The sequence below is a fragment of the Vibrio sinaloensis DSM 21326 genome (assembly GCF_000189275.1).
GTDB lineage: Bacteria > Pseudomonadota > Gammaproteobacteria > Enterobacterales > Vibrionaceae > Vibrio > Vibrio sinaloensis.
Window position 1 is genome coordinate 166,767 of the sequence record NZ_AEVT01000117.1, and the last position, 22,816, is coordinate 189,582.

The following is a 22,816-nucleotide window of genomic DNA, read 5'->3' on the forward strand; positions in this document are numbered from 1 at the left end:
TGAAGTTTCCTTCAGGGCTTTGTTTTTATGCTCGGTACTGGCTCATAAACAAACGGGCGGACTGCTCTGCAAGCGTTCGCCCCTCTTCAGCGGTTAAGCTCGGTTTTAACCCCATCAGCTGTGGCCAAAATGCACTGCCTTTGACTAAGCTATGCAGCTGGACGCTTGCGACCATGATGTCGTCCATCACTAAGGTTTGCTTTTCTTGCTGCTCCGTTAACCAGCGAAATAGCGCGGTCTCTTGCTTAGACATTTTCGCTTCTTGCTGTTTAAGCTCTTCAGGCTTGTAGAAAAAGTACCCCAACGCCACTTTTGCCAGCTCAATATAATGAGCATCACTGACGACCTTAATCTCACTTTCCAACAACGCGATCAACTGCTGCTCCAGCTCGAGAGTGGCCAATCCAGCCACTTCATGATCTTCCATTGCCGTGCGCCAAAGCTCAGATAGCAACTCCATGACAATCGCTTCTTTCGATTCGAAGTGGTTGTATACCGTTCGCTTGGAGACTTCGGCCATCGCAGACAACTTATCCATACTGGTGTTTTGTACGCCAAACTCCTGAAATGCGCGTTTAGCCGCTAACAAAATTGCTTCACGCTTTATTTCACTACGGCCTTTCTTTCTTACTTTCATAGGGTTAACGATCCAACCTAAATTTACTGAGATCTATTTTACACTAAGCAGTTTACTTTTAAAGCTCGACGTGTAAACTACACCGTATAGTTTACTTAAGGACTACAGTATGAAACATGCGGTTTTAGCCACTTTAGGAGTGATTATTATGACAACCTCTATTCTCTCTTGCTCTAGCTCCGATAAGGCTGCCGAAAAGCAATACCCAGAAAAGTTCGCCAATACAGAACTGGAATACAAAAGCGGCTTCGGCGACATTATTAAAATAGCAAAATCTTACTTCACAACCGAACGGCTAAACCCGACGCCAACATTTGAGTTGCCAGTACATGCTATTGATGCCGCACAACTACTCGACGAACAGCAAGATGTGCTATACCGCCTAGGTCATTCAACGATTGCAATGAAAATCGACCAACAATTGATCCTTACCGATCCGGTATTTAGCGATCGTGCCTCACCAGTTCAATGGGTTGGACCAAAGCGATTCCATCAACCACCGATTTCATTGCAGGCGCTACCGAATATCAACGTAGTGGTCATCAGCCACGATCACTATGACCATTTGGATAAAGCCTCTATTCAAGCATTAGCCAACAAAGTGGATCGCTTTCTAGTCCCACTAAAAATAGGGCCAATGCTGACGCAGTGGGGCGTTGCGGACGAAAAAGTCATCGAGCTTGATTGGTGGCAGTCGTACAACCACAACGGCATCGAATTTGTACTTACCCCAACCCAGCACTTCTCTGGTCGCGGATTAACGGATCGTGATGGGACTTTGTGGGGGAGCTGGGTCATTACTGGTCAACAGCACAACGTCTTCTTTAGTGGCGACTCTGGTTACTTTTCTGGATTTAAAGAAATTGGTGACAAATACGGCCCGTTCGACTTCACCATGATCGAGACCGGCGCATACAATTCTTTGTGGGCGGACATCCATATGTTCCCTGAGCAGAGCGTACAAGCTCACATTGACCTGCAAGGTAAAGTGATGATGCCTATCCACAATAGTACCTTTGATTTGGCGATGCATGACTGGAATGAACCGATGCAGAAAGCAATGGAAATCAGTCAAGAGCGCGACGTCACCATGGTGAGCCCGGAAATTGGCCAGCGAGTGGAACTTGGTCAGCCATTGGAACTCAAACCTTGGTGGAACCTGTAAATAGCTCGAATTAAGGGGAGATATGATGAGACCAAGCTACCTACTGCTATTCATTGGGTTGGCGTTACCTGCCTACGCCAACCTAGAGCAGGAAGTCACTCGTTTGATTGATAACATCGAACAATCATCATGTACCTTTTACCGCAATGGAAAAGCGTACTCCCCACTTGAAGCTGCCGAGCACATAGCGAACAAATGGGATTACGCCAAAGACGACGTTGATAACCTCGACACCTTTATCCGAGAAGTGGCTTCAAAAAGTTGGTTTACAGGGAAACCCTACATGGTCGAATGTGCGGATAAACAACTCACCAGCCAAGAGTGGCTGCTTGAGTTGGCTCACTCTTCCTCTGCTCAATAAGCGCACCTTAACAACCTCGCCCCCTCAACAGCCAAGCACCCTCGCGGTGCTTTTTATTTATCGCTCGACTAACTTCGACCTGCAAGAATAGAAAACCGTCCTCTGGGATCATTCACTTCTATTTATCCAAGCTATAGTTATGCTCGTCTATTGACAGAGTTTGCTGGTGGCCACCGCATCTATCTACCAATCAAAATGATAAGGTTTAATCCGATGATGAAGTTAGATTCGTTGGCGCCTGTGCTGTTTCTGATCATGTGGAGCAGTGGTGCTGTTATTGTCAAACTTGGCTTGCAATTTTCCTCCGAATGGAGCTTTCTGGCGATGCGAGCGACGCTTTCGTTAGTTTGTGTCATTGCACTTTGCCTCATCGCGAAGCGCTACTTTAAACAAGTCTTCGCAACACCAAACCGAGCGCAACTGACTAGGGTATTGACTGTCGGTCTACTGCTGCAAGTGCTCTACCTCACTTTCTATATTTTAGCGATTGCATCTGGCATGTCCCCAGGCCTAGTCACTCTGGTGCTCGGCATCCAGCCACTGATTACGCCAATGATCTGCAAACAGCCTATTGGCGCGAACAAATGCGCCTTACTCGGGCTCGGTTTCGCGGGGTTGTTTGTAGCCATATTTGGTGCGCAAAGCGTTGATAACATTGAGTGGCATGGCATTCTCTTTTCTGTGTTAGCTCTCTTATCGCTGACGATGGGGACCATAAAACAGGCCAAGGTTAACCTACCTTCGCTTCAAGCCATGATGTATCAATGCCTTCTTGCCAGTGCGGTATTTATCTTGGTGAGCATAAATGTGGATGGGCATGTGAATTGGCAGCCTGAGCTACTCTTTTCTGTCGGATGGATGAGCTTAGTGGTTTCGGTTGGCGCACTCCTGCTACTGATGTACATGGTCAAGCGCGAAAGTTCAGACAAAGTAAGTGTTTTGTTCTACGCCATCCCTATGGTGACCTACTTGTTTGATCACCTCTTGTTTGGCACAACGCTGAGTTTCACCACCTTAGTCGGAATGGTGATGGTGGCTATCTGCGTCTTACTTTACCGACGTCAGCCCACCACTAATTCTGAAGCCGAAAACTCTTCGGTGTTGCCGCAAAATAACCGCTAAAACTGCGAGTAAAAGAAGAGGGGTTACTAAAGCCCACTTCTTCGGCAATCCGGCTTATCGGCATATCCGTGTTAGTCAGTAAGGTGCGTGCTTTCTCCATTCTTAGCTTAGCTAAGTACTTAAGCGGGGAGAGCTGCACCTCTTTACTGAACAGATGCTTAAACTGCGTAGCACTTAGGCAGGCCACTTGGGCAAGCTCTTCTATCGAATGATTCTTGGCGATGTCTTGATGCATGTATTGCACGACGTTTTTGATTCGAACGTCCATCTTACTGCTATGACATTGGCGTGAGAGAAGCTCAAACAGCAAGCCAAGCATATTCTCTTCCATCTCATCTGTGACGCTATGCTCCAACTGCGCTTCCATAAAGCTCACGTACTGATGTGTGGCTGCGTCCAGTGCAAGAATAGGCGATGCCAATAACATTAAGGCACTGGGCAACTCATCCACATCAATGACCAAAAAGCGAAAATCTTCGCGGGCACGAAACTCGTGGTAACAGCCGGCGGGAATAACCACACAATCGCCATAAGAGACGGTAGCGGCTTCCCCTTCTAAGGTTAAATCAATATAACCGCGAACTGGCAGCAGGACTTGATGATGTGAATGGCTATGACCATCAGCCGCTCGACTGTACGCTCTAACGGTAATTTTACTGCTCATCCTTGGCCCTTTTGATTGATCCTTTCTCGCTACTCTAACACACGTAATTCTTTCTCTGCTAACGGACTGATCCTGAGCTAAATTATCAAAAAACCTAAAGGTAAAATTTTACTTAAATTAGATCACATATTTTTAGTTAATTATTTTACTCATTATTTGTAGTCACTAAGATCAGACCCAAAGCACTCAGCCCCCAGTGTGCTGCCATTGCCGTTAAACTTTTAAGAGAATAACCATGAAACTGAATATCTTACTTGCTGCTATTACCACTAGCCTGCTTGCTGCAGGTTGTAGCTCGGTGGAGTCTCAATCACCTATGAACGCTCTACAATATAAAAACGTTATCGATCGCACTGGATCGCCTGAGTATATGCGTGACTACGATTTCGATGACCATCAACGCTTTAACCCGTTCTTTGACTTTGGTGCTTGGCACGGTCACCTGCTCCCAGATAACCAAGAAGGCATGGGGGGATTTCCCGGTACGGCACTATTAACCGAGGAATACATTAACTTTATGGCCAATAACTTTGACCGTTTAACCGTGTTCAAAGAGGGGCAGAAAGTTGAGTTTACGATGCAAGCATTCAGCATACCGGGGGCGCTCATCCAGAAGTTAACCTCGGATGAAGTGAGCGTGGAGATGACGCTTCGCTTCGCGACTAACCGAACCTCACTACTTGAAACCAAGATCATCTCAGATCAACCACTTGAACTGGTGTGGGATGGTCAACTGCTGGAAAAATACCACGCCAAAGAAGGCCAACCTCAATCTGAGCAAACCATTGATGAAAAGTATCCAAGCTACCAGCGCACGCTTACCGCCACCAGCGACGGGTTAACAGTGAGCTTTGGTAAAGTACGTTCAACATGGGACCTGCTGACTTCTGGGGAGTCGGAATACCAAATCCACAAATCGATTGCTCAGCAAACCGAGATTGATGGCCACCAATTTAAATCCACCGCAACGGTCGATGGCTCGACCACCATCTACACGACGTACTCTCACCTTCTCACCGCTGAGGAGAATCAAGCAGAGCAAAGCAAGATCGCCGATATTCTTGCGCATCCACAAACCTACTTAACGGCTTCACAAGCACGTTGGGAAGAGTACCTCGAAAAGGGCTTAACCAATCCGCATGCAACGCAAGATCAAGAGCGTGTCGCGGTTAAAGCGATTGAAACCCTAACCGCTAACTGGCGCGGTAGTGCGGGAGCCGTAAGGTATGACTCGGTCACGCCTTCCGTCACGGCACGCTGGTTCTCAGGCAATCAAATATGGCCATGGGACACCTGGAAACTCGTCTATGCCATGGCGCATTTCAACCCCGAAATCGCCAAAGAGAGTGTTCGCGCAATGTTCGACTACCAGATCCAAGCCGATGACCCAGTCCGCCCATGGGACGCAGGTTACGTTCCGGATCTCGTTGCCTATAACCTCAGCCCTGAGCGTGGCGGTGATGGTGGCAACTGGAATGAACGCAACACGAAACCAAGCTTAGCGGCTTGGGCAGTAATGGAAGTCTATAAGACAACCGGCGATCAAGCTTGGCTCGAAGAGATGTACCCGAAGTTGGTGGCTTACCACAATTGGTGGCTGCGTAATCGTGACCACAATGGTAACGGTGTGCCTGAATATGGTGCCGCGCGTGATAAAGTCCACAACACCCCTAGCGGCCAAATGCTGTTTACCGTAAAACGCGGTGATAAAGAGCAGACCTTTGCTGGCCTTGAGCAATACAATGAGATCATTAAAGAAGGCAATTACGATCACATTGAAATTCCAGCCCAAACGGCAGCCTCTTGGGAGTCTGGCCGGGATGATGCGGCCAACTTTGGCTTTATTGACCCAGACCAATTAGAGAAATACGTGGCAAATGGCGGTAAACGCAGTGATTGGGACGTTGCATTCGCACAAAATCGCTCCGCCAATGGAACCTTATTAGGCTACTCTCTGCTACAAGAATCGGTCGACCAAGCCAGCTACATGTACAGTGACAATCAATACCTCGCTGAAATGGCCTCCATACTTGGTAAACAAGACGAAGCAACAGACTTTACCAACAAAGCAAACCAACTTGCTGATTACATCAACACCTGTATGTTTGATGAAGCGACAGGTTTCTTCTATGACATCCGTATTGAGCAAACACCACTGGCTAATGGCTGTGCAGGTAAGCCGATTGTTGAGCGAGGTAAAGGCCCTGAAGGTTGGTCACCGCTGTTTAACGGTGCTGCGACACAAGCTCATGCAGATGCTGTGGTGAAAGTGATGCAAGATAGTCGCGAGTTCAACACTTACGTGCCATTGGGCACAGCGTCATTAACTAACCCAGCATTTGGCCCAGACATTTACTGGCGTGGCCGAGTTTGGGTAGACCAATTCTATTTTGGCTTAAAAGGTATGGAGCGCTACGGTTACCGAGAGCAAGCGGTTGAAATGGCCAACACCTTCTTCGACCATGCAGACGGTTTAGTCGAAGATGGCCCGATCAGAGAAAACTACAACCCGATGACAGGAGCGCAACAAGGCGCGCCTAACTTCTCATGGAGTGCGGCACACCTTTACATGCTCTACAACGATTTCTTTACTGAACAAAAGTAAAGCGCTATCAACACAGCCTCGCACAATGCGAGGCTGTGAAGGTTACTCAAGTCGTTCAACCTCTAACAGTAAACAGGCTTCAGGGTCGAGGATGGGTAAGTTCAAGCCGCACGCCATTAGCCACTCTCCGGTTAGATCAATCTGCCCCTCTTCCCACCAAGACTGGCTCGCTTTCATCAACTGGAGACTTGTTTCAAGGTAATCGACCAAACGAATTCGGTAACGAGCGTCATGCTCTAGACCAGTAAGCAACAAGGGCTCAGCCAGTGCATAATCCGGCATAGCTAATTGACAGACCATGATGAGACTACAATCTGCTTTAGTCACCCCATAGGCTAAACGGCTCGGATCTGTGCTATCGAGATAAAAGCTCTCTCCACTATGTAGTAACTCGCGATACTGTTTATGTAACGCTATGTACTTAGCAAAAGCGCGCTTCTCATCCTCACTCTCTTTTACCGGGTCAAGCTCTACTCCCATGTGACCACTCAACGCCGTCAGGCCTCGCAGATTAATATCATGAGTCCGGCGAGTCGTGTGGCTATGATGTGGACCAATATGCGCCCCCATCACTTCTGGTGGAAAAAAGATCCCCATATGCTTTTGAATGGTTTGACGTTCTAACGCATCATTACAATCGGACGTCCAAAAACGACAGGTTCGCTTCAATATCTCATAGTCAATACGACCACCACCCGATGAGCATGATTCGATTTCCACCTCCGGATGGGCGGCCACGAGCTGATCAATTAATCGGTACAACGCTGTAGTTTGGCCGTGAACGGCACCGATACCTTGATGGGTAGGCTGCGCCAGCTCTCGGTTCATGTCCCACTTTAAATATCCGATGTTGTACTCAGTGAGCAAGCTATCCAAACAGTTAAACACGTAATTGAAGCAGTCACGGTTTTGCAAATTCAGCACAAATTGATAACGACCTGTGGGCTGTATGTACCCCTCACAAGCAAGTAGCCACTCTGGATGAGCGCGGAAAAGATCAGAGTCAGGATTGACCATTTCGGGCTCGACCCAAAGACCAAACTCCATACCCAGCGCATTAACGTGGTCGATGACTGGATTCAATCCATCGGGGTACTTGCTTTTGTCTAACGTCCAATCCCCAAGGGATGATTTATCATTGTTGCGACCTTTAAACCAACCGTCATCAATGATGAAACGCTCAACTCCCATGGCTGCAGCTTGAGTCGCCATTTGACGAATATAATCAGGGTCATGGTCAAAATAGATCCCTTCCCAGGTATTGAGATGAACGGGACGAACTTTGTCGGCCGAGAAAGGCAACACCTGCTCGCGAACGTAGCGGTGATTAGCAACGCGTATGCCATTAATGCCTTGTGCACTGTAGCTGGCGATAAGTTCTGGCGTGGTATAAGTTTGCCCCTTAGCAAGCGTAATCTCACCTGGAATCAGCCACTCCCCAGCCTGAACAAAACGCCGTCCGTCACTCTTGGCCTCTGCGCGAAAGTGATGATTACCACTCCATGCAAGATGAAAACTCCATACCTCTCCCTGTTGCTCACTAAAGCCCTTGTTGCCGACTAAGCAGCCCGGAAAGTACTCATGAGAGGTGCGTCCACGCCGATTTTCAACCAGCCAAGCACTATGGTTGATGCTCTGACGCTGCGCCTGAAACTCTCGGCTCCAACGTCCGTGGTAACTTTCTAGTTCTGAGGCGCGAAAAGGCACAGGTAAGGTCAGCGCCAACTTGTTTAAGCTGTATACTTGCTCAGCTAAGTTGGTCAGTTGAATACGCTTGGTAAGTGTCCCTGTCGGGTGCAGCTCAAGTTGGATCGACAAGGACAACTGAGCTAGCGAATCCTGACAAAGTATCTCAACTTGATTCGTGTGTTGTGAATGCGACACATAGTCGAACCTTGGCATGCTCGCACGCCCCTGCCGATGTCCCTCAAGTCCACTAGAGCCAAAACTGCCGCGCCCCAACTCAGGGCATAGAGTTAAAGGAACATCATGATCCAAACGCGCTTGAGGCACTGCTCTTTGCTGGCTACTCTCAAACTCGGGCCATTGATGCTGAGCAATGGTGTCAATGCGCTTGCCCCAATAAAGCACTTCAGGGGCCGGGCGAAGCTTGATCACAAGTGACACTAAATCACTATGCAGTTGAATAAATGGTTCCATCGTTAGTTCCTTAAATCACAAACTTAAGCGCAACTTGATAGCGATAGCGCTTAGCATCCAGCAAGAACGCTTGATGCACACTTGGGGTCCACGAGTCATCTCCACCAACGCCCATGTGGAAGCCATCAATGCGAACAAATATCGCCTCTTGCTTAGTTAATTCGTGGCTATGCTTCGCCTTAGCCAGATTCGCTTGAGTAAACTCACTGACGGCAAAATGGAAAACCCCAGATATGGTCAGCTCTCCCACTTGCGCTTGTGAGACGTCACAGCGCAGGCCATTATCTGAAGGGAAAATGTAATCAGTGTGCATTTGCTTAACCGAAGATTGATAGCGTCCAAAATGAGCAGAGAATTTTCGGTCAGGATAGTTTTCATGCGGACCTCGGCCAAACCAAGTCACCAGCTCTTGATGCTCGCTAACGCCATGATCGTACAGAGCGATCTCCATACCAATACGTGGTAAAGGAGGTAAGCCTTCTGCCAGTTCAACATCAACATCGATGGACACTTCACCATCTTGGCTGATCAAATAATGCCACGTCGATACCATCAGCAACACGCCCGCTTGACGGTATGCAGATTTACACACCACTTGCAGACCTTGCTTGGTCTCATAATGCTCGAACGCTATCGACTCACGCTCTAACCTATCAAGCCCGATGCTTTGCCAGCGACCGAACCAAGAATTAGGGTCCAGTTTATCGGCTTCACTGGTGCCGATATCGTTGTCCAACGGCGCGCGGTAGAAGTTATCTAAAATAGGCTGGCAGAGCTTTTCATTATCGTTAACCAGCCAACTGGTCATCGCCCCTAAGGTTTTGTCGAATTCAATCGCAAAAAGATCACTGTAGACCAAAAGCTTTTCAGGGCTATCAGACACATTCGTTTGCCACGATGGCTTCCCAGCTGGCAGCACTAGCTGAGGGGCGACCTTAAGTTCAAACTGCTCGCTCGCAGTGATATGCCCAGCCTCCGCCCAAGCCGTAGCCTCAGTTAACACCACTTCAATATTCAAGTGATAACGCGCGCCCGGCAGCGTGGTTGGCTTGCTATTTTCGATAAGCAGATCAACACTTTGCTCACTCTCTACCGCTAGTTCAACCTCGCCGCCATCGATAACTTGTCCCTGCTCTAACAGTTGCCAACGCAGGGATTGACCCTCACTGGCCATAAACAGATTTTCATTCGTAACTCGAACCGTCAATGGTGACTGCTGCAACAGCTCAAATTGGTAAAACTGCTGCGCTTTTTTTACCTCGTGCAAGGTCGGGTGAACGGTTCGGTCAGGGAAAACCAAACCATTGATGCAGAACTGACGGTCATTGATACTGTCACCAAAATCTCCCCCATAGGCCCAGTAATGTTGGCCAGTGCGATCGACCTTACTTAAGCCCTGATCGACCCAATCCCAAATAAAGCCCCCTTGCAGCCTCGGATTGTCGCGAAATGCCTGCCAATAATGATGAAAGCTGCCCAGGCTATTGCCCATTGCATGAGCATACTCACATAAGATCAACGGACGCTGCTCGTTTGGCAAAGCAATCGACTTTCGGATTCCGACTCGTGGCGTGACGTCTGGCTGATGAACAACAACAGGGAGATCCCAATCCACTCTCGCGTACATGGGGCAGATGATATCGGTGGCAGCCGTCATGGCTCCGCCCCCTTCATATTGCACAGGACGTGAAGGATCACGTTGTTTCACCCACTGATACATCGCATGGTGATTGTTACCGATGCCAGACTCATTCCCTAGAGACCAGATAATGATCGACGGATGATTCTTATCTCGCTCAACCAAACGCGTTATGCGGCGCAGGTAAGCATTGAGCCACTCACTGTTATCTGACAATCGACACATGGGAAACTGGCCGTGAGTTTCGATATTGGCTTCATCGACCAGATAAAGGCCATATTGATCACACAACTCATACCACAAAGGATGGTTTGGATAATGCGCAGTCCGCACCGCATTAAAATTATTCTGCTTGAGCAAACAAATATCGCGAATCATATCTTCTCGGGTCATAACATGCCCAAGTTCAGGGTGATGCTCATGACGATTCACCCCGCGAATCAGCACAGCCTTGCCATTCACTTTCAGTTGGCCATCACTGATCTCAACAGCGCGGAAGCCAACGGCATAAGACTCACAATCCACGACGTTCTGCTGGTCATCCACTAAGCTAACCACGACTCGATAGAGATAAGGCGACTCTGCACTCCAAAGTTTTGGCGCCGCAACCTCAATGGCGAGGTTTGCTTTATCGCACCAAGCCCCCTTCTCATCGACAAATTGTCCGCCGCTTAACGCACTTTTGCTGCCAATCAGTTGCTGCTCTGCATCAAACAAACTGACCCTAATGCTGTGTGGCAGGTTCTTCTTCGATAAGCTGGCAGTCACTTGCAACGTCGCATCGCGGTAACTCGCATCAAGGTGCGTATTAACTTGAACATCTTTGATATGCACTGTGGGTTTGCTCATTAAGGTGACATCACGAAAGATGCCACTTAACCACCACATATCTTGGTCTTCCAAATAGGAGCCGTCGCTCCAGCGCATCACCATGACCGCCAGGTGATTTTCCCCCTCAACCAGCAAAGGTGTTAAATCAAACTCAGCGGCGAGGCGAGAGTCTTGCGAGTACCCAACCCACTCTCCGTTACACCATAAATGGAACGCACTGTTTACCCCATCAAAGGTGATGGTGGTCAGAGTGTCAGATGGAGAGGAATGAAACGACGTACGATACACCCCTGTCGGGTTATCTTGCGGCACTAATGGAGGAGTGTCGGCAAACGGATACTTTACGTTGGTATAAATGGGCTTATCAAAACCTTGCAACTGCCAGTTGCTGGGCACCGTTATGGTATCCCAATTGCTGTCATCAAAACTCTTTTCGATACACGCCGAACTCACATGCTCTGGCCTATCAAACAGGGCAAATTTCCATTCGCCATTGAGACTCAACTGATTAGCAGATTGAACTTGATTGAGAGCATCTTGTTCGCTGGTGTAAGCATGTAAGGGAGCATGGGCAGGCAATACGTTGTGGTGAACCACATGCTGATTCTCCCACTCACGCGCCGCTAAAATCTGGGCAAAAGTTCTCATCACAGCACCTTAAACAATGAAAAAAAGCGCCTTCACTTGGCAAAAAGGCGCTCTAAAAATAGTCAGATAGCCCCACCAACTGTTGATTGGCAGGGAGATAACATTAGAGATTACTTGAAGGTACGCTTACGCACTTTCTCAAGCTTTTTCAGAATCTTATCTAGACGTTCAGGTTTAACCATAAACTCTTGGAAGCCCTTCATGCCTTCTTTCGCCATTGCAGGATCGGTATCTCGGTCGTAGAACTGCGCAGTACCCTGTGAATCTGCCAACATTTGCACGCCCTTGTTCAAGAACGGGTCGTCAGCCGCTTTTGCCTTGTTGTTAGTTGGGATTTGCAAGATAGATTCGTTGATCAACTGCTGGATTTCAGCTTGGGCAACAAACTCTAGGAACTTACGTGCATCTTCTTTGTTCTTAGCTTTGCTTGGGATGTGAATCGTATCCATTGGCGCATCTTCAGCAACCGGAACCGCTGGGTCGATGATTGGGAACTGGAAGAAGCCCATATTGTCTTTCATCTCTGCGGGGAAGTTTGGCGTGATGAAGTTACCAATCAAATACATCGCCGCTTTACCGTTGTATAGGAAAGGTTGCGCTTCTTGCCAAGAGTATGACGCGTGGTTATCTAGGAAATAACCCGGCTCAACTAGCTCAGCCCAGTTGGCAAATGTTTTCTTCACACGCTCATCAGTGTAAGGGATCTTGCCGTCCATCAAATCGATGTGGAAATCTAAGCCGTTAGTACGCAAGTTGATGTAGTCGAACCAACCGGCCGCTGTCCACAGGTATTTGGTACCAATGGCAAATGGCGCGATTTCATTCTTCTTCAACGTTGCCGCCGCCGCTTTAAGTTCTTGCCAAGTTTTAGGCTCAGCGATACCGTATTTTTCGAACAAGTCTTTACGATAGTAGACACCCCATTGGTAATAGGTGTAAGGCACGCCATATTGCTTGCCGTTCACTGTCATCGCAGGTGCAGCGGCTGCAAAATCTTGCTGCATATTATTATCAGCCCAGATATCACTAACATCTTCAAACAAGCCACGATCAACAAAGGTCTTCATTCGGTTACCTGCATACCAAAACACTACGTCCGGTGGCGAGGTGACCAACCAGTTACGAATGGTTGTCTTGTACGCTTCTTTGTCGTACAGGTTGTACTCGACGCTAATATCTGGGTTTTCAGCTTCAAAACGCTTAACGATTTCTTGCCATGCCGCTTTGGGTGCAGGATCGGCTTGGTCTGAGTTAATCACCAAGGTTCCCGCCCAAGCGGAGGTAGAAAGCGTAGCCCCGAGAACTGCAGTAGCAGCAAGATGTTTCACGTATTTCATATTCAGGTCCTTGTTGGTTGAGCGTCTGCTCATGGGTCCAATTGTTGTTTTTATTAACTTACCTAAAGGGCAAGCCAGCCTATAGGGGGAGCTGGCTTGCTGAAAATTAACCTTTTGTTGCGCCGAGCGTTAAACCAGCAATGAAATGGCGTTGCATGGTAAAGAACAGCACAACCGGTGGGATTGCCGCGACAATGGCTCCCGCGGAGATGAACTGCCATGACGCAAGCCATTGGCCTTTCAACGCACTGAGGCCTGCCGTTACTGGACGTACTTCGTCGCTTTGCACCAATACCAATGCCCAGAAATAGTCGTTCCAGATAAAGGTGAACACCAATACCGCTAACGCGGCTAATGCCGGGCGTACCAATGGCAATACCACATGCCAGAAGATCTTCCACTCCGTCACCCCTTCCACCCGCGCGGCCTCAATCAGCGCATCGGGTATGCCGACAATAAAGTTACGCATAAACAGAGTACAGAACCCCGCTTGGAACGCGACATGGAAGAAGATCAAGGCCCAGTGCGAGTCATACAAACCAAATGCAATCGTCAGGTCACGAACTGGGATCATTAGGATCTGGAAAGGCACAAAGTTACCAGCAATGAACATCGCAAAAATCCAGATGTTGGCTTTGAACTTGTATTTAGCCAATGCAAAACCGGCGAGGGTCGATAACGCCACTGCACCCGCTACGGCAGGCAAGGTAATCAACAGACTATTGAGTAGATACTGCCCCATAGAAGTTGAGGTAAACACTTGAGTGTAGTTTTCAATAAACTGAAACTCCGTCGGCCACCCCCAATAGTTACCTTTGTTGATATCTTCAATACCGCGAATAGAGGTCATCATTACAGCGATAAGCGGCAGCAACCACATCACAATGGAGATTGGCAGCGCAACGCGGTAGCTGATGTTGGCAAAGCGTCCTGCTTTTTGAATCGGTTGTGGGTACATTACTTTTCACTCCTCAACATACGCCATAAGAAGTAAGCGATATAAACATCCATGATGAGGAACAACACTACAGATACTGAAGCGCCATAGCCCATGCGATAGTTAAAAATAGACTCTTCGTACATTTGGTAAGCCAAGACCGTCGAGCTTCCCCAAGGGCCTCCCGCAGTCATGGTGGCCACCAAGTCGAATGAACGCAGTGCACCAATCACTGTCACTACGATCGCGATAAAGGTCGCAGGGCGAAGCTGAGGAATCACTACATACCAAAGCATGCGCCACTTTTTCGCACCATCAAGACGAGCGGCTTCTATCTGCTCTGGGTCTAGGTTATTTAGCCCTGTCAGGTACAAGATCATGCAGTAAGAAATCTGTGGCCACAGACCCGCGGCGATAATGCCGTAAGTGACGTAGTCTTCATTGGCTAAAATTGAAATAGGCTCAATCCCAAACGCCCCCAAGACAATATTGAACAAGCCAAACGAAGGATCGTAGAACCAAGCGAACACCAGACCAACGACGACTTGAGAGATGACAAATGGGAAAAAGAACAGCGATTTAACCACGCGTATGCCTTGAACCTGCTGGTTTAAGAACAGTGCGATAGCCAAACCGATCGGCGGTGCCAACATAAAGAACACCAACCACAAGGTATTGTTCTTCAGCGACATATAGAAAGCGTCAGAGTCAAACAACTCGCGATAGTTATCTAGGCCAACCCACGTTTTTTCGCCTAATCCATCCCATTCATAAAAACTGAGCCAGATACTGTCGAGGATCGGATAGATAACATAGATGGCAAAAATGGCCATTGCAGGGGCTAAAAACAGCCATGGTGAGAGCTTTGCGCTTACCCTAGCTTTACGTCTCGCAGAGGGGAGACGGTTTTCTGGGTATATCGTTTTCACAGATTGCTCCATTTTGTGTGACTCCTTGTCACATCTTCCGGTTTCAAATCCCATTCAACACTTTATTCAAAGTAGACGAAAAATGACCAAAAGATGAAGTTTTATCTAATCTACCAATACATATTAATAACCTTGGTGATTTAATACACACCAACAAATCAATTTTGTAAACGTTTCCACAAAACTGACTCATTTTCGCGAATTAACCATGATCGTGATCAACTATTACTTCACAACTGGTAACAAAATCGACGCAAAAGCGTATGTTTTATGGACAAAGCGAACTAAAGTGCTTTCATGCGAACTTTATTCGCTCATCAAACGAGTTTTTTGCGCCATACGGCAAGGAGTAAATATGGCTGACATCAGCTTAAAACAGGTCATCAAACGCTATGGTGATGTACAAACCATTCACGGTGTGGATTTAGAGATAGAGAATGGTGAGTTTGTTGTCTTCGTCGGCCCGTCAGGCTGTGGTAAGTCGACCCTACTGCGCCTTGTTGCCGGCCTAGAAGAGATCACAGAAGGTGAAATCCACATTGATAACCAGTTGGTCAATGAAGTTGATCCTGCCGAACGTGGTGTGGCAATGGTGTTTCAGTCGTACGCACTCTACCCTCATATGACGGTCGAAGAGAACATGGGCTTTGGTCTAAAAATGAATGGCCACCCTAAAGAGCAGATCGAAAAACAAGTGCACAGCGCGGCAAAAACCTTGCAGCTAGACCACCTATTGAAACGTAAACCCAAAGAACTGTCTGGTGGCCAACGTCAACGTGTTGCCATTGGTCGCGCCATTGTGCGTAACCCAAAAGTTTTCTTGTTTGATGAACCTCTCTCTAACCTAGATGCCGAGCTGCGGGTTGATATGCGCTTGCAGATCGCCAAGCTGCACCAAGACCTACAAAACACCATGATTTATGTTACTCACGATCAGGTGGAAGCAATGACCCTCGCCGATAAAATCGTGGTTCTGCGTGATGGGCGCGTCGAGCAAGTAGGTTCGCCGCTGGAGTTGTACCATACACCACAAAATGAATTTGTCGCGGGCTTTATTGGCTCACCAAAAATGAACTTTATCCCGACCAAAGTTGAGTCAGCGAGCGATGGCAAACTCACACTTGTGGCAAGTGATGGGTCATTGTTTACCCTTCCTGCAGTAAAACAGTCTCTCGAAACTGGTGCGGCTATTACGTTAGGCATTCGCCCAGAGCACCTAGAGATCCAGCAAAATGGCGATGTCCAACTTCAATTCCAAAGTGAGGTTGTCGAGCGTTTAGGCAACAGTACTTACATGTTTGGTCAAGCCTGCGGCGAAGATGGCTTTAAAGTTCACTTACCTGGCGACCAAGAAGTCAGCAAATTTCAAACCATGGCATTAAGCTGCAGCCACACTGATTGTCACCTGTTCGACCACAATGGGCTGCGTGTCGAATAACGCCAACAGCAAAAGTGGCTGAGGTAACACTCAGCCACTTTACCACCCGGTATATCCGCAGAAATTGCCTGTATTGTTCTACACTTAACGGGTAATTGGAGACGACAGCGTGAGATATGCCGATACTGACATCCGATAACCGCCACCAGCAGTGGCTAGATATAAAAACAACCTTGCAGCAAGATAGACTGTTGTATGCCTACGTGTTTGTCACCACACTGGCACTCTATCTCATGTCTCAGAGCGTTACGCTTGAGTCGAAAATTGAATATGACGCTTTTACTTATCTAGAAACTCTGATCAGCATTTGTTACGTCACTTTCTTGTCTTGGAGTACGGGCTATTACTTGTACCTCGCGTATCATAAGACGCCACACCCTTTGGTTGTGTATATAAAAACGCTACTCGGTTTTTTTAATCCACTGTCTAAAGCGGTCAGTTTTATTCTTCTGGTATTAGCGCTTAATTTAACCTTCTCATGCTATACCTACCTTAAGTCGATCATCCCCGATATTAAACCTTTCCAATACGACTTACTGTTCTATCACCTCGACAATTGGCTCCACTTTGGTACCGATCCTTGGCAACTCACTCATCAATGGTTTTCTTCGATCTACAGCACCTTTGTGATTAATTTTCTCTACAACCTTTGGTTTTTATTGATGTGGGGAAGCGTGCTGTTTTTTATTGTTCGCCGAGATATCGCCCGCTTAAGAAATCAATATTTAGTCACCTTTATGGCCAGCTGGTTGTTCATTGGTGGAATTTCGGCAACCTTACTTTCTTCGGCTGGCCCTTGTTACTCTCATTTGGTCGATTCAGAACTGAATCACTACTTGCCTCTCATGGATAGATTGATGCAGCAAAGCATTTCACTAGAGACGAAAGGATTACCGCCACTGTGGGCACTCGATGTGCAAGACATGCTGTGGCTTAAATACTTAGGGCGAGAAAGTGGTGTAGGGTCAGGAATTTCAGCCATGCCAAGCATGCATGTCTCGATTGCAGTCTTGATGGCATTGGGGGCTTACCAACTCAATCGTAAACTAGGCTATCTGATGTGGCTTTACGTGGTCGCCATTCAAATTGGCTCGGTCCACCTAGCCTGGCATTATGCCATCGACGGCTACCTGAGCATTGTACTGACTTTGATACTTTGGAAACTGTGCGGCGTATTGGCTCGCAAGGTACAGGTCACTAATTAACGACCTGAGCAACAACATCACGAATACAGAGACTTTTCTCTTCATACTGGTTCGCTTTGAGGTACAACAGGCGAATATCAAAGTCAGGGACTTCAATCGGAGTATCCACCGCGACTAAACCATGGCTCGCCGTTTCCATTTCGGCAAATCGCTTAGGAACGATACAGATCAACTCACGACCGATCAGTAAACGTCTCACGGTCAGGAAATTGCGCGACGCCACTCCCACGCGCCGTTCATAACCTAACTTTGCTAAACGTTGGTCCACTTGAGTCTGCAGGCTGCCATCTGGGCTAACTAACGCGTGTTCAACACTGACAAATTTATCTAAGGTTAGTGGTAACGAAAGCTTCACGCTTCTGGGATCAAATAAACATTTATGTTGCTCTGTGTATAAGTGCTGCGATAAAAAACGACGATTTAAGTTCTCGATGCTACCAATAATGACATCCAGCTCTTCACTTTCCGCGATATCTAGGTAATTGCTGCGGTTGACGTTGTAAAAACTCACCTGAGACAGAGGGGAGACTTGTTTGAGTTGATCGTACAGTTGAGGGGCGAAAAGCTGCTCAGCGTAGTCCGTTAAGCCAATTCGCCACGCTCCTTGATACTGTGCAGGAGCAAAGTGCTTCTTGGTCAGCAGATCATTCTTAATACTTCCAAGCAAACGGTCAATAATAGGAGCAACCTCTCGAGCACGACGAGTAGGTTCCATCTTGATGCCGACTCGTTCAAACAGAGGGTCATCAAATAAGGAGCGCATGCGCTGCAAAGTATGACTCATGGCCGATTGGCTGATAAAACACTGCTCTGCGGCAAGACTGACACTTTTAGTTTGGTACAAAGCTTGAAATGCCACCAGCAAATTGAGGTCGACGCCTTTCCAGTTAAACTCTTTCATCACAGCTCATCCCATTTGATTCATAGAGTATATTAAAACTATCAATTTGAGTCATTTTAGTCGATTGCGTACATTATCGACACTATTTATTGGATGAGTAACCAAACCATGCTGTCGATTTTTAAAACCTTTTTCTGGCTTGGCTGGATAAGTTTTGGTGGCCCAGCGGCACACATCGGCTACTTTCGAAATACATTTGTTGAAAAGCTTAACTGGCTCGATGATAAAGAATACGGCCAGATCGTAGCATTAAGCCAGTTTTTGCCAGGACCAGGCTCTAGCCAAGTTGGTTTTGCGTTAGGCTATAAGCGAGGTGGCCTCGCGGGGGCATGTATGGCCTTCTTAGGCTTTACGCTACCTTCAGTATTGATCATGCTGGCCCTCGCCTTATTGAGTAGCCAGTTAACTGAAACCAGTGCTTTTCAAAACATTGTCCATGGCTTAAAGCTACTCGCGGTTGTCGTGGTCGCGGACGCGACATGGGGAATGTACAAAAATTTCTGTAAAGACAAGTTGTCTGTCAGTTTGTGTCTGTTCACCGCAGTGGCTTTATTACTGGTACCGAGTATTGCTACTCAAATGGCGGTACTTATCATTGCCGGAATTGTCGGCATTAAGTTTTTAGGTAACTCGCAGCAAACAGCAAGCACGCCATTCAAACCCACACTCTTGCCCTTAGTTCTATTTGTCGCCTTGTTAGTTGGGCTACCTTTTGCGGCGCAACACATGCCAGCTCTAGCTTTGTTTAATGACTTTTTCCAAGCAGGTAGTTTGGTGTTTGGCGGCGGCCATGTCGTTCTACCTTTATTGCAAAACATCGTCGGTGATCAACTTTCTCAAGATGCGTTCCTTACGGGGTATGCAGCAGCGCAAGCTGTTCCGGGCCCTATGTTCACCTTTGCCACCTACATTGGTTTTGAGCTGATGCCACAAGCGCCAATCGCAGGTGCTCTGATTGCTACACTCGGTGTGTTTGTTCCTGGTTTTCTCCTGCTACTCGGCGTATTAAAAAACTGGCAATCTTTGGCGCAAAACACCAAAGTTTCTGGCGCGGTTAATGGTGTGAACGCCGCGGTGGTTGGCTTACTGCTTGCTGCTCTGTACCAACCCGTATTTATCAGTGCGGTCATCAACCCGCTGGATATCTCGTTAGTTTTGGTCGGTTTTTACCTTATGAAGCAACTCAAGCTGCCGATCATTTGGATGGTTGCGTTCTTTATTCTGGCAGGGTTGCTAGGCGGTCTCGTGAGTTAATTGTTGCCATGGAAATGAAAAGGAGAGCTAACGCTCTCCTTTTTAACACTTATTCCTCAACCACCACTTTTTGTTCGCGAACCAAGGCTAATGCCCGCTCGAGGTTTTCGTTGGCGACTTTGTAGTAAGTTGGCTTAGTATCAATGGCCTGCTGAAGGTATGGGATCGCTTGGTCCGGTTTGCCTTGCAGCATTAAGAAGTACCCCACATTATTTAGTGCTTCTGGCTTGTTCATATGACGAGTAAATACATTCAAAGCCCGGTTAATCTCCCCTTTACCTAAATAGATAAGCGCCAAGTTATTCAGTGCCTTTTCATTATTTGGGTCTTCCTCAAGCGCCTGTAAGCTTAGCCTTTGCGCTTGACGATAATCTCCCGACATATAGTACGAATAGCCACTGTTGGTCAGGGTTTTGACTGAATCTGGTTTTATGCGTAGTGCGTGTTGATAGTATGCCTGCGCCAGTTCATGCTTGGCGTCTAAGTCTGCTAACACACCTAATCCCATGTAGGCGTAGTCAGGAGAGCTCACATCCGTCTTCAATACCTTGACCGCGTCCACGGTAGACAGGTCTTGATCGGTTAACGTTCTTTTACTGCCAAAGCGCAGTTGGTCGGCATTGATCGCTTTGAGGAAATAGCTTTCGCCCTGTTTCACGTCCCCATCACGACTCGAAATGATCCCTAGCTGCTCTAACGCCTGAATATTATTTGGATTGGTTTCTACGGCTAAAGTGAATGCTCGCTCAGCCAACGCTAAATTACCGCGACTTTGGTGGATACGGCCAATATTGTACAACGAGCGATCACGAAACTGGCCATTCTCAAAGGACAGCGAACGGATGTATTCATACAAAGCCAGATCAACGTTTCCTTGCTTCAAAGCAGCATCACCCCGTGTGATGGCTTCTTTTTCCGTTTTAGGAGGCTCATCCAAAGAGAGTGTATCAATCGGCTGACCATCGTAGAGCGAAGTATCTAAGGTATTTTCATTGCTGGCTGCGCAACCCACTAGGATTAAAATAGGAAACAGCCATATAAATGTTGAGCGTATTTTCATAATTAATTCCCTAACGTCGCGGTAAGAAATAGCATTGATGGCCCAATTGCGACGATAAAGAAACAAGGCCAAATAAACAGTAAGAGCGGGAATATCATCTTTGTCGGGATCTTAGCGGCTATCTCTTCGATTTCTTGGTTGCGTTTATCACGGAAATCCTCGGTATATTCACGCAAGGTTTGTGACAAACTGCCACCAATACGAGAAGCATGTGAAAGCATAGTGACTAATCCTGCAAGCTCTTTTATCCCTGTACGCTCAACTAAGTCCTCAAACGCATCAGACATCTCTACACCAGCTTTGATTTTCACACACACCGTATCCAACTCATCGGCGAAATCGGGGTGTGAAATCATTAACTCGTCGGCAACTCGGCGAAGCGCAGCACTGAACCCCAGCCCAGACTCGGTACATACCACTAAAAGGTCTAGCGCATCAGGCACCCCTCCACGAATTCGTGACTGGCGCTTCTTCACAACATAGTTAAGACCAACATTAGGAATATAAAGACCAAATGCCACACTAAAAATCATCGCTAAGTTTAAATTCGACATGTCTGGAACAAGAAAATAAAGCGTTGCCGCCATGCCGACACCAACCAGAATGGCTGCCCCTTTAATGGCATAAAATACAGTCAGTGCATTAGCGTCATGGTAGCCCGCGTGCATCAATTGTTGGCGCACACTTTGATTTTCTTTTGAATTAGAGGGCGTTAAAGTTGGCGCAATGGAATCCAGTGTATTGCCTAAACGCCGTCCTTTTTTGAGTTTTTCTCCCGGAGCGGTTTTCTTTAGCTCTTCCAAGCGAACTGACATCGGAGCCCTTGTTCCGACAACCACCAAAAACAACGTGAACATAACCAACACAGTTGCAACAAGAATGACGCCGAGAAAGAAAGTCTGTTCCTCTATCTGGAGGTCTGCAAGGATTTGATAAATAAAGTCCATTTTACACCTCGAAGTTGATTATGTTGCGAATCCACATCGAGCCAATGAATAGACTAACGATCCCACCACTGACTAAGGTCATCCCTCGTGGATCGGTATACAGAGGCTCAACATAAGTGGGGTTGATAATCGACAAGAAAAGGAAAAGTAAGAATGGAGACAACACGAGTATCCAAGCGGACAAACGGCTTTCCGCCGATAATGTTTTGATTTTACGTTGCAGCTTAAAGCGCGAACGCAATACTCGACTGACCTTCTCCAAGTTTTCCGACAAGTTACCCCCAGTCTCTTTTTGTAGCAACACTGCACTTGAAAACGCCAGCATGGATACGGTTGGGGTTCGCTCGGCCATTTGCATAATCGCCATACGCATATCATAGCCAAAGTTAAGCAAGTTAAAGGTATTCTTGAACTCGGTTCCGATTGGATCTGGCATTTCGTTACCGACTTCATTAAACGCCTGCGTTACTGGCTGACCAGCCTGAAGCATACGGCGCATTATATCGAGCGCTTCAGGTAACTGTTCTTCAAATTGCGAGAGTCGATCTGAAATGCGCTTGTTCAACCAAAAGTACAAAATCGCCCATATACCGATCGACGACGCAATGCCAACATAGAAAGGCTGGCCGATGAGTAGTACAACCATAAAGGCACATATAGAGAGGATAAAAGTCACCGCAAGGGTTTGACTCAAACTCCAATCGTAGCCAGAAAGCTCAATGGTCTTTTTCAAAGAAGAGAAAAGCTCGTACTTTACTAAGCGCCTATCCATTGGCGTGAGGCTTTTCATGTAGTGCTCTTGCAGCAATGAACGCGCTTCTTCATCTAAGTTTGCTTGAGAGTCTTTCAGTCGCTGCGACAATTGCTTGTGCTTCGCCTTACTACCGGCGGCGGGCAAGATTAATGCTTGTGATATAAATACCACGGCAAAAAAGAGCAAAATATAGAAAAGCGTTGCATCCTGCTGCATGACAAC

General features: G+C 47.3%; 18 protein-coding genes. 7 read left to right on the forward strand and 11 right to left on the reverse strand.

Annotated elements, in window-relative coordinates:
* Window positions 1-25: 25 nt before the first annotated feature.
* Window positions 26-637: a TetR/AcrR family transcriptional regulator gene (locus RH45_RS21265; RefSeq protein WP_008081328.1), complete on the reverse strand. Its 612-nt coding sequence runs from the start codon at window positions 635-637 to the stop codon at window positions 26-28.
* Between the two features lie 148 nt (window positions 638-785).
* Between RH45_RS21265 and RH45_RS21270 the strand changes: the two genes are divergently transcribed.
* From RH45_RS21270 to RH45_RS21280, 3 genes are all read left to right on the forward strand, one after another.
* Window positions 786-1,802 carry an MBL fold metallo-hydrolase gene (locus RH45_RS21270; RefSeq protein WP_039959043.1) on the forward strand — a complete coding sequence of 339 codons (1,017 nt, stop codon included), beginning with the start codon at window positions 786-788 and terminating at the stop codon, window positions 1,800-1,802.
* A gap of 25 nt (window positions 1,803-1,827) precedes the next feature.
* Complete coding sequence (locus RH45_RS21275) at window positions 1,828-2,163, forward strand: DUF5329 family protein (RefSeq protein ID WP_008081332.1); 336 nt, start codon at window positions 1,828-1,830, stop codon at window positions 2,161-2,163.
* Window positions 2,164-2,376: 213 nt separating this feature from the next.
* Complete coding sequence (locus RH45_RS21280) at window positions 2,377-3,285, forward strand: DMT family transporter (protein ID WP_008081334.1); 909 nt, start codon at window positions 2,377-2,379, stop codon at window positions 3,283-3,285.
* Here the strand turns inward: RH45_RS21280 and RH45_RS21285 are convergent.
* Entirely contained in the window at window positions 3,236-3,949 is a 714-nt protein-coding gene (locus RH45_RS21285; protein WP_008081336.1) for an AraC family transcriptional regulator, read from the reverse strand. The two genes, RH45_RS21280 and RH45_RS21285, sit on opposite strands and share 50 nt — an antisense overlap.
* 235 nt (window positions 3,950-4,184) lie before the next feature.
* Between RH45_RS21285 and ygjK the strand changes: the two genes are divergently transcribed.
* Window positions 4,185-6,554 carry an alpha-glucosidase gene (ygjK, locus tag RH45_RS21290; protein WP_008081338.1) on the forward strand — a complete coding sequence of 790 codons (2,370 nt, stop codon included), beginning with the start codon at window positions 4,185-4,187 and terminating at the stop codon, window positions 6,552-6,554.
* A 42-nt stretch (window positions 6,555-6,596) separates the two neighbouring features.
* On the opposite strand, the gene RH45_RS21295 is transcribed toward ygjK, so the two are convergent.
* The 5 genes from RH45_RS21295 to RH45_RS21315 form a co-directional block, all read right to left on the reverse strand.
* Window positions 6,597-8,714 (reverse strand): alpha-galactosidase, encoded by a 2,118-nt coding sequence (locus RH45_RS21295; protein WP_008081340.1) that lies wholly within the window; start codon window positions 8,712-8,714, stop codon window positions 6,597-6,599.
* Between the two features lie 10 nt (window positions 8,715-8,724).
* On the reverse strand, window positions 8,725-11,832 hold the full coding sequence (locus RH45_RS21300) for a beta-galactosidase (protein WP_008081341.1): 3,108 nt from the start codon (window positions 11,830-11,832) through the stop codon (window positions 8,725-8,727).
* A gap of 110 nt (window positions 11,833-11,942) precedes the next feature.
* A complete protein-coding gene (locus RH45_RS21305) occupies window positions 11,943-13,169 on the reverse strand; it encodes an ABC transporter substrate-binding protein (protein ID WP_008081342.1) in 1,227 nt (408 codons plus the stop codon).
* A 106-nt stretch (window positions 13,170-13,275) separates the two neighbouring features.
* Window positions 13,276-14,127 (reverse strand): carbohydrate ABC transporter permease, encoded by an 852-nt coding sequence (locus RH45_RS21310; RefSeq protein WP_008081343.1) that lies wholly within the window; start codon window positions 14,125-14,127, stop codon window positions 13,276-13,278.
* On the reverse strand, window positions 14,127-14,939 hold the full coding sequence (locus RH45_RS21315) for a carbohydrate ABC transporter permease (RefSeq protein WP_390218111.1): 813 nt from the start codon (window positions 14,937-14,939) through the stop codon (window positions 14,127-14,129). Before RH45_RS21315 ends, RH45_RS21310 begins: the two co-directional genes overlap by 1 nt.
* 451 nt (window positions 14,940-15,390) lie before the next feature.
* Here RH45_RS21315 and RH45_RS21320 point away from each other — a divergent pair, with 451 nt between their 5' ends.
* Together RH45_RS21320 and RH45_RS21325 are read left to right on the forward strand one after the other, a co-directional pair.
* Complete coding sequence (locus RH45_RS21320) at window positions 15,391-16,473, forward strand: ABC transporter ATP-binding protein (protein ID WP_008081345.1); 1,083 nt, start codon at window positions 15,391-15,393, stop codon at window positions 16,471-16,473.
* Window positions 16,474-16,589: 116 nt separating this feature from the next.
* Window positions 16,590-17,678 carry a phosphatase PAP2 family protein gene (locus RH45_RS21325; RefSeq protein ID WP_008081346.1) on the forward strand — a complete coding sequence of 363 codons (1,089 nt, stop codon included), beginning with the start codon at window positions 16,590-16,592 and terminating at the stop codon, window positions 17,676-17,678.
* On the opposite strand, the gene RH45_RS21330 is transcribed toward RH45_RS21325, so the two are convergent.
* Entirely contained in the window at window positions 17,671-18,579 is a 909-nt protein-coding gene (locus tag RH45_RS21330; RefSeq protein ID WP_008081348.1) for a LysR family transcriptional regulator, read from the reverse strand. The two genes, RH45_RS21325 and RH45_RS21330, sit on opposite strands and share 8 nt — an antisense overlap.
* Before the next feature lie 108 nt (window positions 18,580-18,687).
* Between RH45_RS21330 and chrA the strand changes: the two genes are divergently transcribed.
* Entirely contained in the window at window positions 18,688-19,833 is a 1,146-nt protein-coding gene (chrA, locus tag RH45_RS21335; protein WP_008081350.1) for a chromate efflux transporter, read from the forward strand.
* Between the two features lie 49 nt (window positions 19,834-19,882).
* Here chrA and RH45_RS21340 read toward each other — a convergent pair whose 3' ends face one another.
* From RH45_RS21340 to RH45_RS21350, 3 genes are read right to left on the reverse strand one after another with little or no spacing between them, the layout of a single operon-like run.
* Window positions 19,883-20,893: a tetratricopeptide repeat protein gene (locus RH45_RS21340; protein WP_008081352.1), complete on the reverse strand. Its 1,011-nt coding sequence runs from the start codon at window positions 20,891-20,893 to the stop codon at window positions 19,883-19,885.
* 2 nt (window positions 20,894-20,895) lie between these two features.
* Window positions 20,896-21,840 (reverse strand): type II secretion system F family protein, encoded by a 945-nt coding sequence (locus tag RH45_RS21345; RefSeq protein WP_008081354.1) that lies wholly within the window; start codon window positions 21,838-21,840, stop codon window positions 20,896-20,898.
* A 1-nt stretch (window position 21,841) separates the two neighbouring features.
* Window positions 21,842-22,810 carry a type II secretion system F family protein gene (locus RH45_RS21350; RefSeq protein WP_008081356.1) on the reverse strand — a complete coding sequence of 323 codons (969 nt, stop codon included), beginning with the start codon at window positions 22,808-22,810 and terminating at the stop codon, window positions 21,842-21,844.
* Between the last annotated feature and the right edge of the window lie 6 nt (window positions 22,811-22,816).

Coding starts and splice junctions, on each gene's coding strand:
- RH45_RS21270 (WP_039959043.1), top strand. CDS start 786: ATGACAACCTCTATTCTCTCTTGCTCTAGCTCCGATAAGGCTGCCGAA.
- RH45_RS21275 (WP_008081332.1), top strand. CDS start 1,828: ATGAGACCAAGCTACCTACTGCTATTCATTGGGTTGGCGTTACCTGCC.
- RH45_RS21300 (WP_008081341.1), bottom strand. CDS start 11,832: ATGAGAACTTTTGCCCAGATTTTAGCGGCGCGTGAGTGGGAGAATCAG.
- RH45_RS21305 (WP_008081342.1), bottom strand. CDS start 13,169: ATGAAATACGTGAAACATCTTGCTGCTACTGCAGTTCTCGGGGCTACG.
- RH45_RS21350 (WP_008081356.1), bottom strand. CDS start 22,810: ATGCAGCAGGATGCAACGCTTTTCTATATTTTGCTCTTTTTTGCCGTG.
- RH45_RS21320 (WP_008081345.1), top strand. CDS start 15,391: ATGGCTGACATCAGCTTAAAACAGGTCATCAAACGCTATGGTGATGTA.
- RH45_RS21340 (WP_008081352.1), bottom strand. CDS start 20,893: ATGAAAATACGCTCAACATTTATATGGCTGTTTCCTATTTTAATCCTA.
- RH45_RS21325 (WP_008081346.1), top strand. CDS start 16,590: ATGCCGATACTGACATCCGATAACCGCCACCAGCAGTGGCTAGATATA.
- RH45_RS21310 (WP_008081343.1), bottom strand. CDS start 14,127: ATGTACCCACAACCGATTCAAAAAGCAGGACGCTTTGCCAACATCAGC.
- ygjK (WP_008081338.1), top strand. CDS start 4,185: ATGAAACTGAATATCTTACTTGCTGCTATTACCACTAGCCTGCTTGCT.
- chrA (WP_008081350.1), top strand. CDS start 18,688: ATGCTGTCGATTTTTAAAACCTTTTTCTGGCTTGGCTGGATAAGTTTT.
- RH45_RS21345 (WP_008081354.1), bottom strand. CDS start 21,840: ATGGACTTTATTTATCAAATCCTTGCAGACCTCCAGATAGAGGAACAG.
- RH45_RS21295 (WP_008081340.1), bottom strand. CDS start 8,714: ATGGAACCATTTATTCAACTGCATAGTGATTTAGTGTCACTTGTGATC.
- RH45_RS21285 (WP_008081336.1), bottom strand. CDS start 3,949: ATGAGCAGTAAAATTACCGTTAGAGCGTACAGTCGAGCGGCTGATGGT.
- RH45_RS21265 (WP_008081328.1), bottom strand. CDS start 637: ATGAAAGTAAGAAAGAAAGGCCGTAGTGAAATAAAGCGTGAAGCAATT.
- RH45_RS21280 (WP_008081334.1), top strand. CDS start 2,377: ATGATGAAGTTAGATTCGTTGGCGCCTGTGCTGTTTCTGATCATGTGG.
- RH45_RS21315 (WP_390218111.1), bottom strand. CDS start 14,939: ATGGCCATTTTTGCCATCTATGTTATCTATCCGATCCTCGACAGTATC.
- RH45_RS21330 (WP_008081348.1), bottom strand. CDS start 18,579: ATGAAAGAGTTTAACTGGAAAGGCGTCGACCTCAATTTGCTGGTGGCA.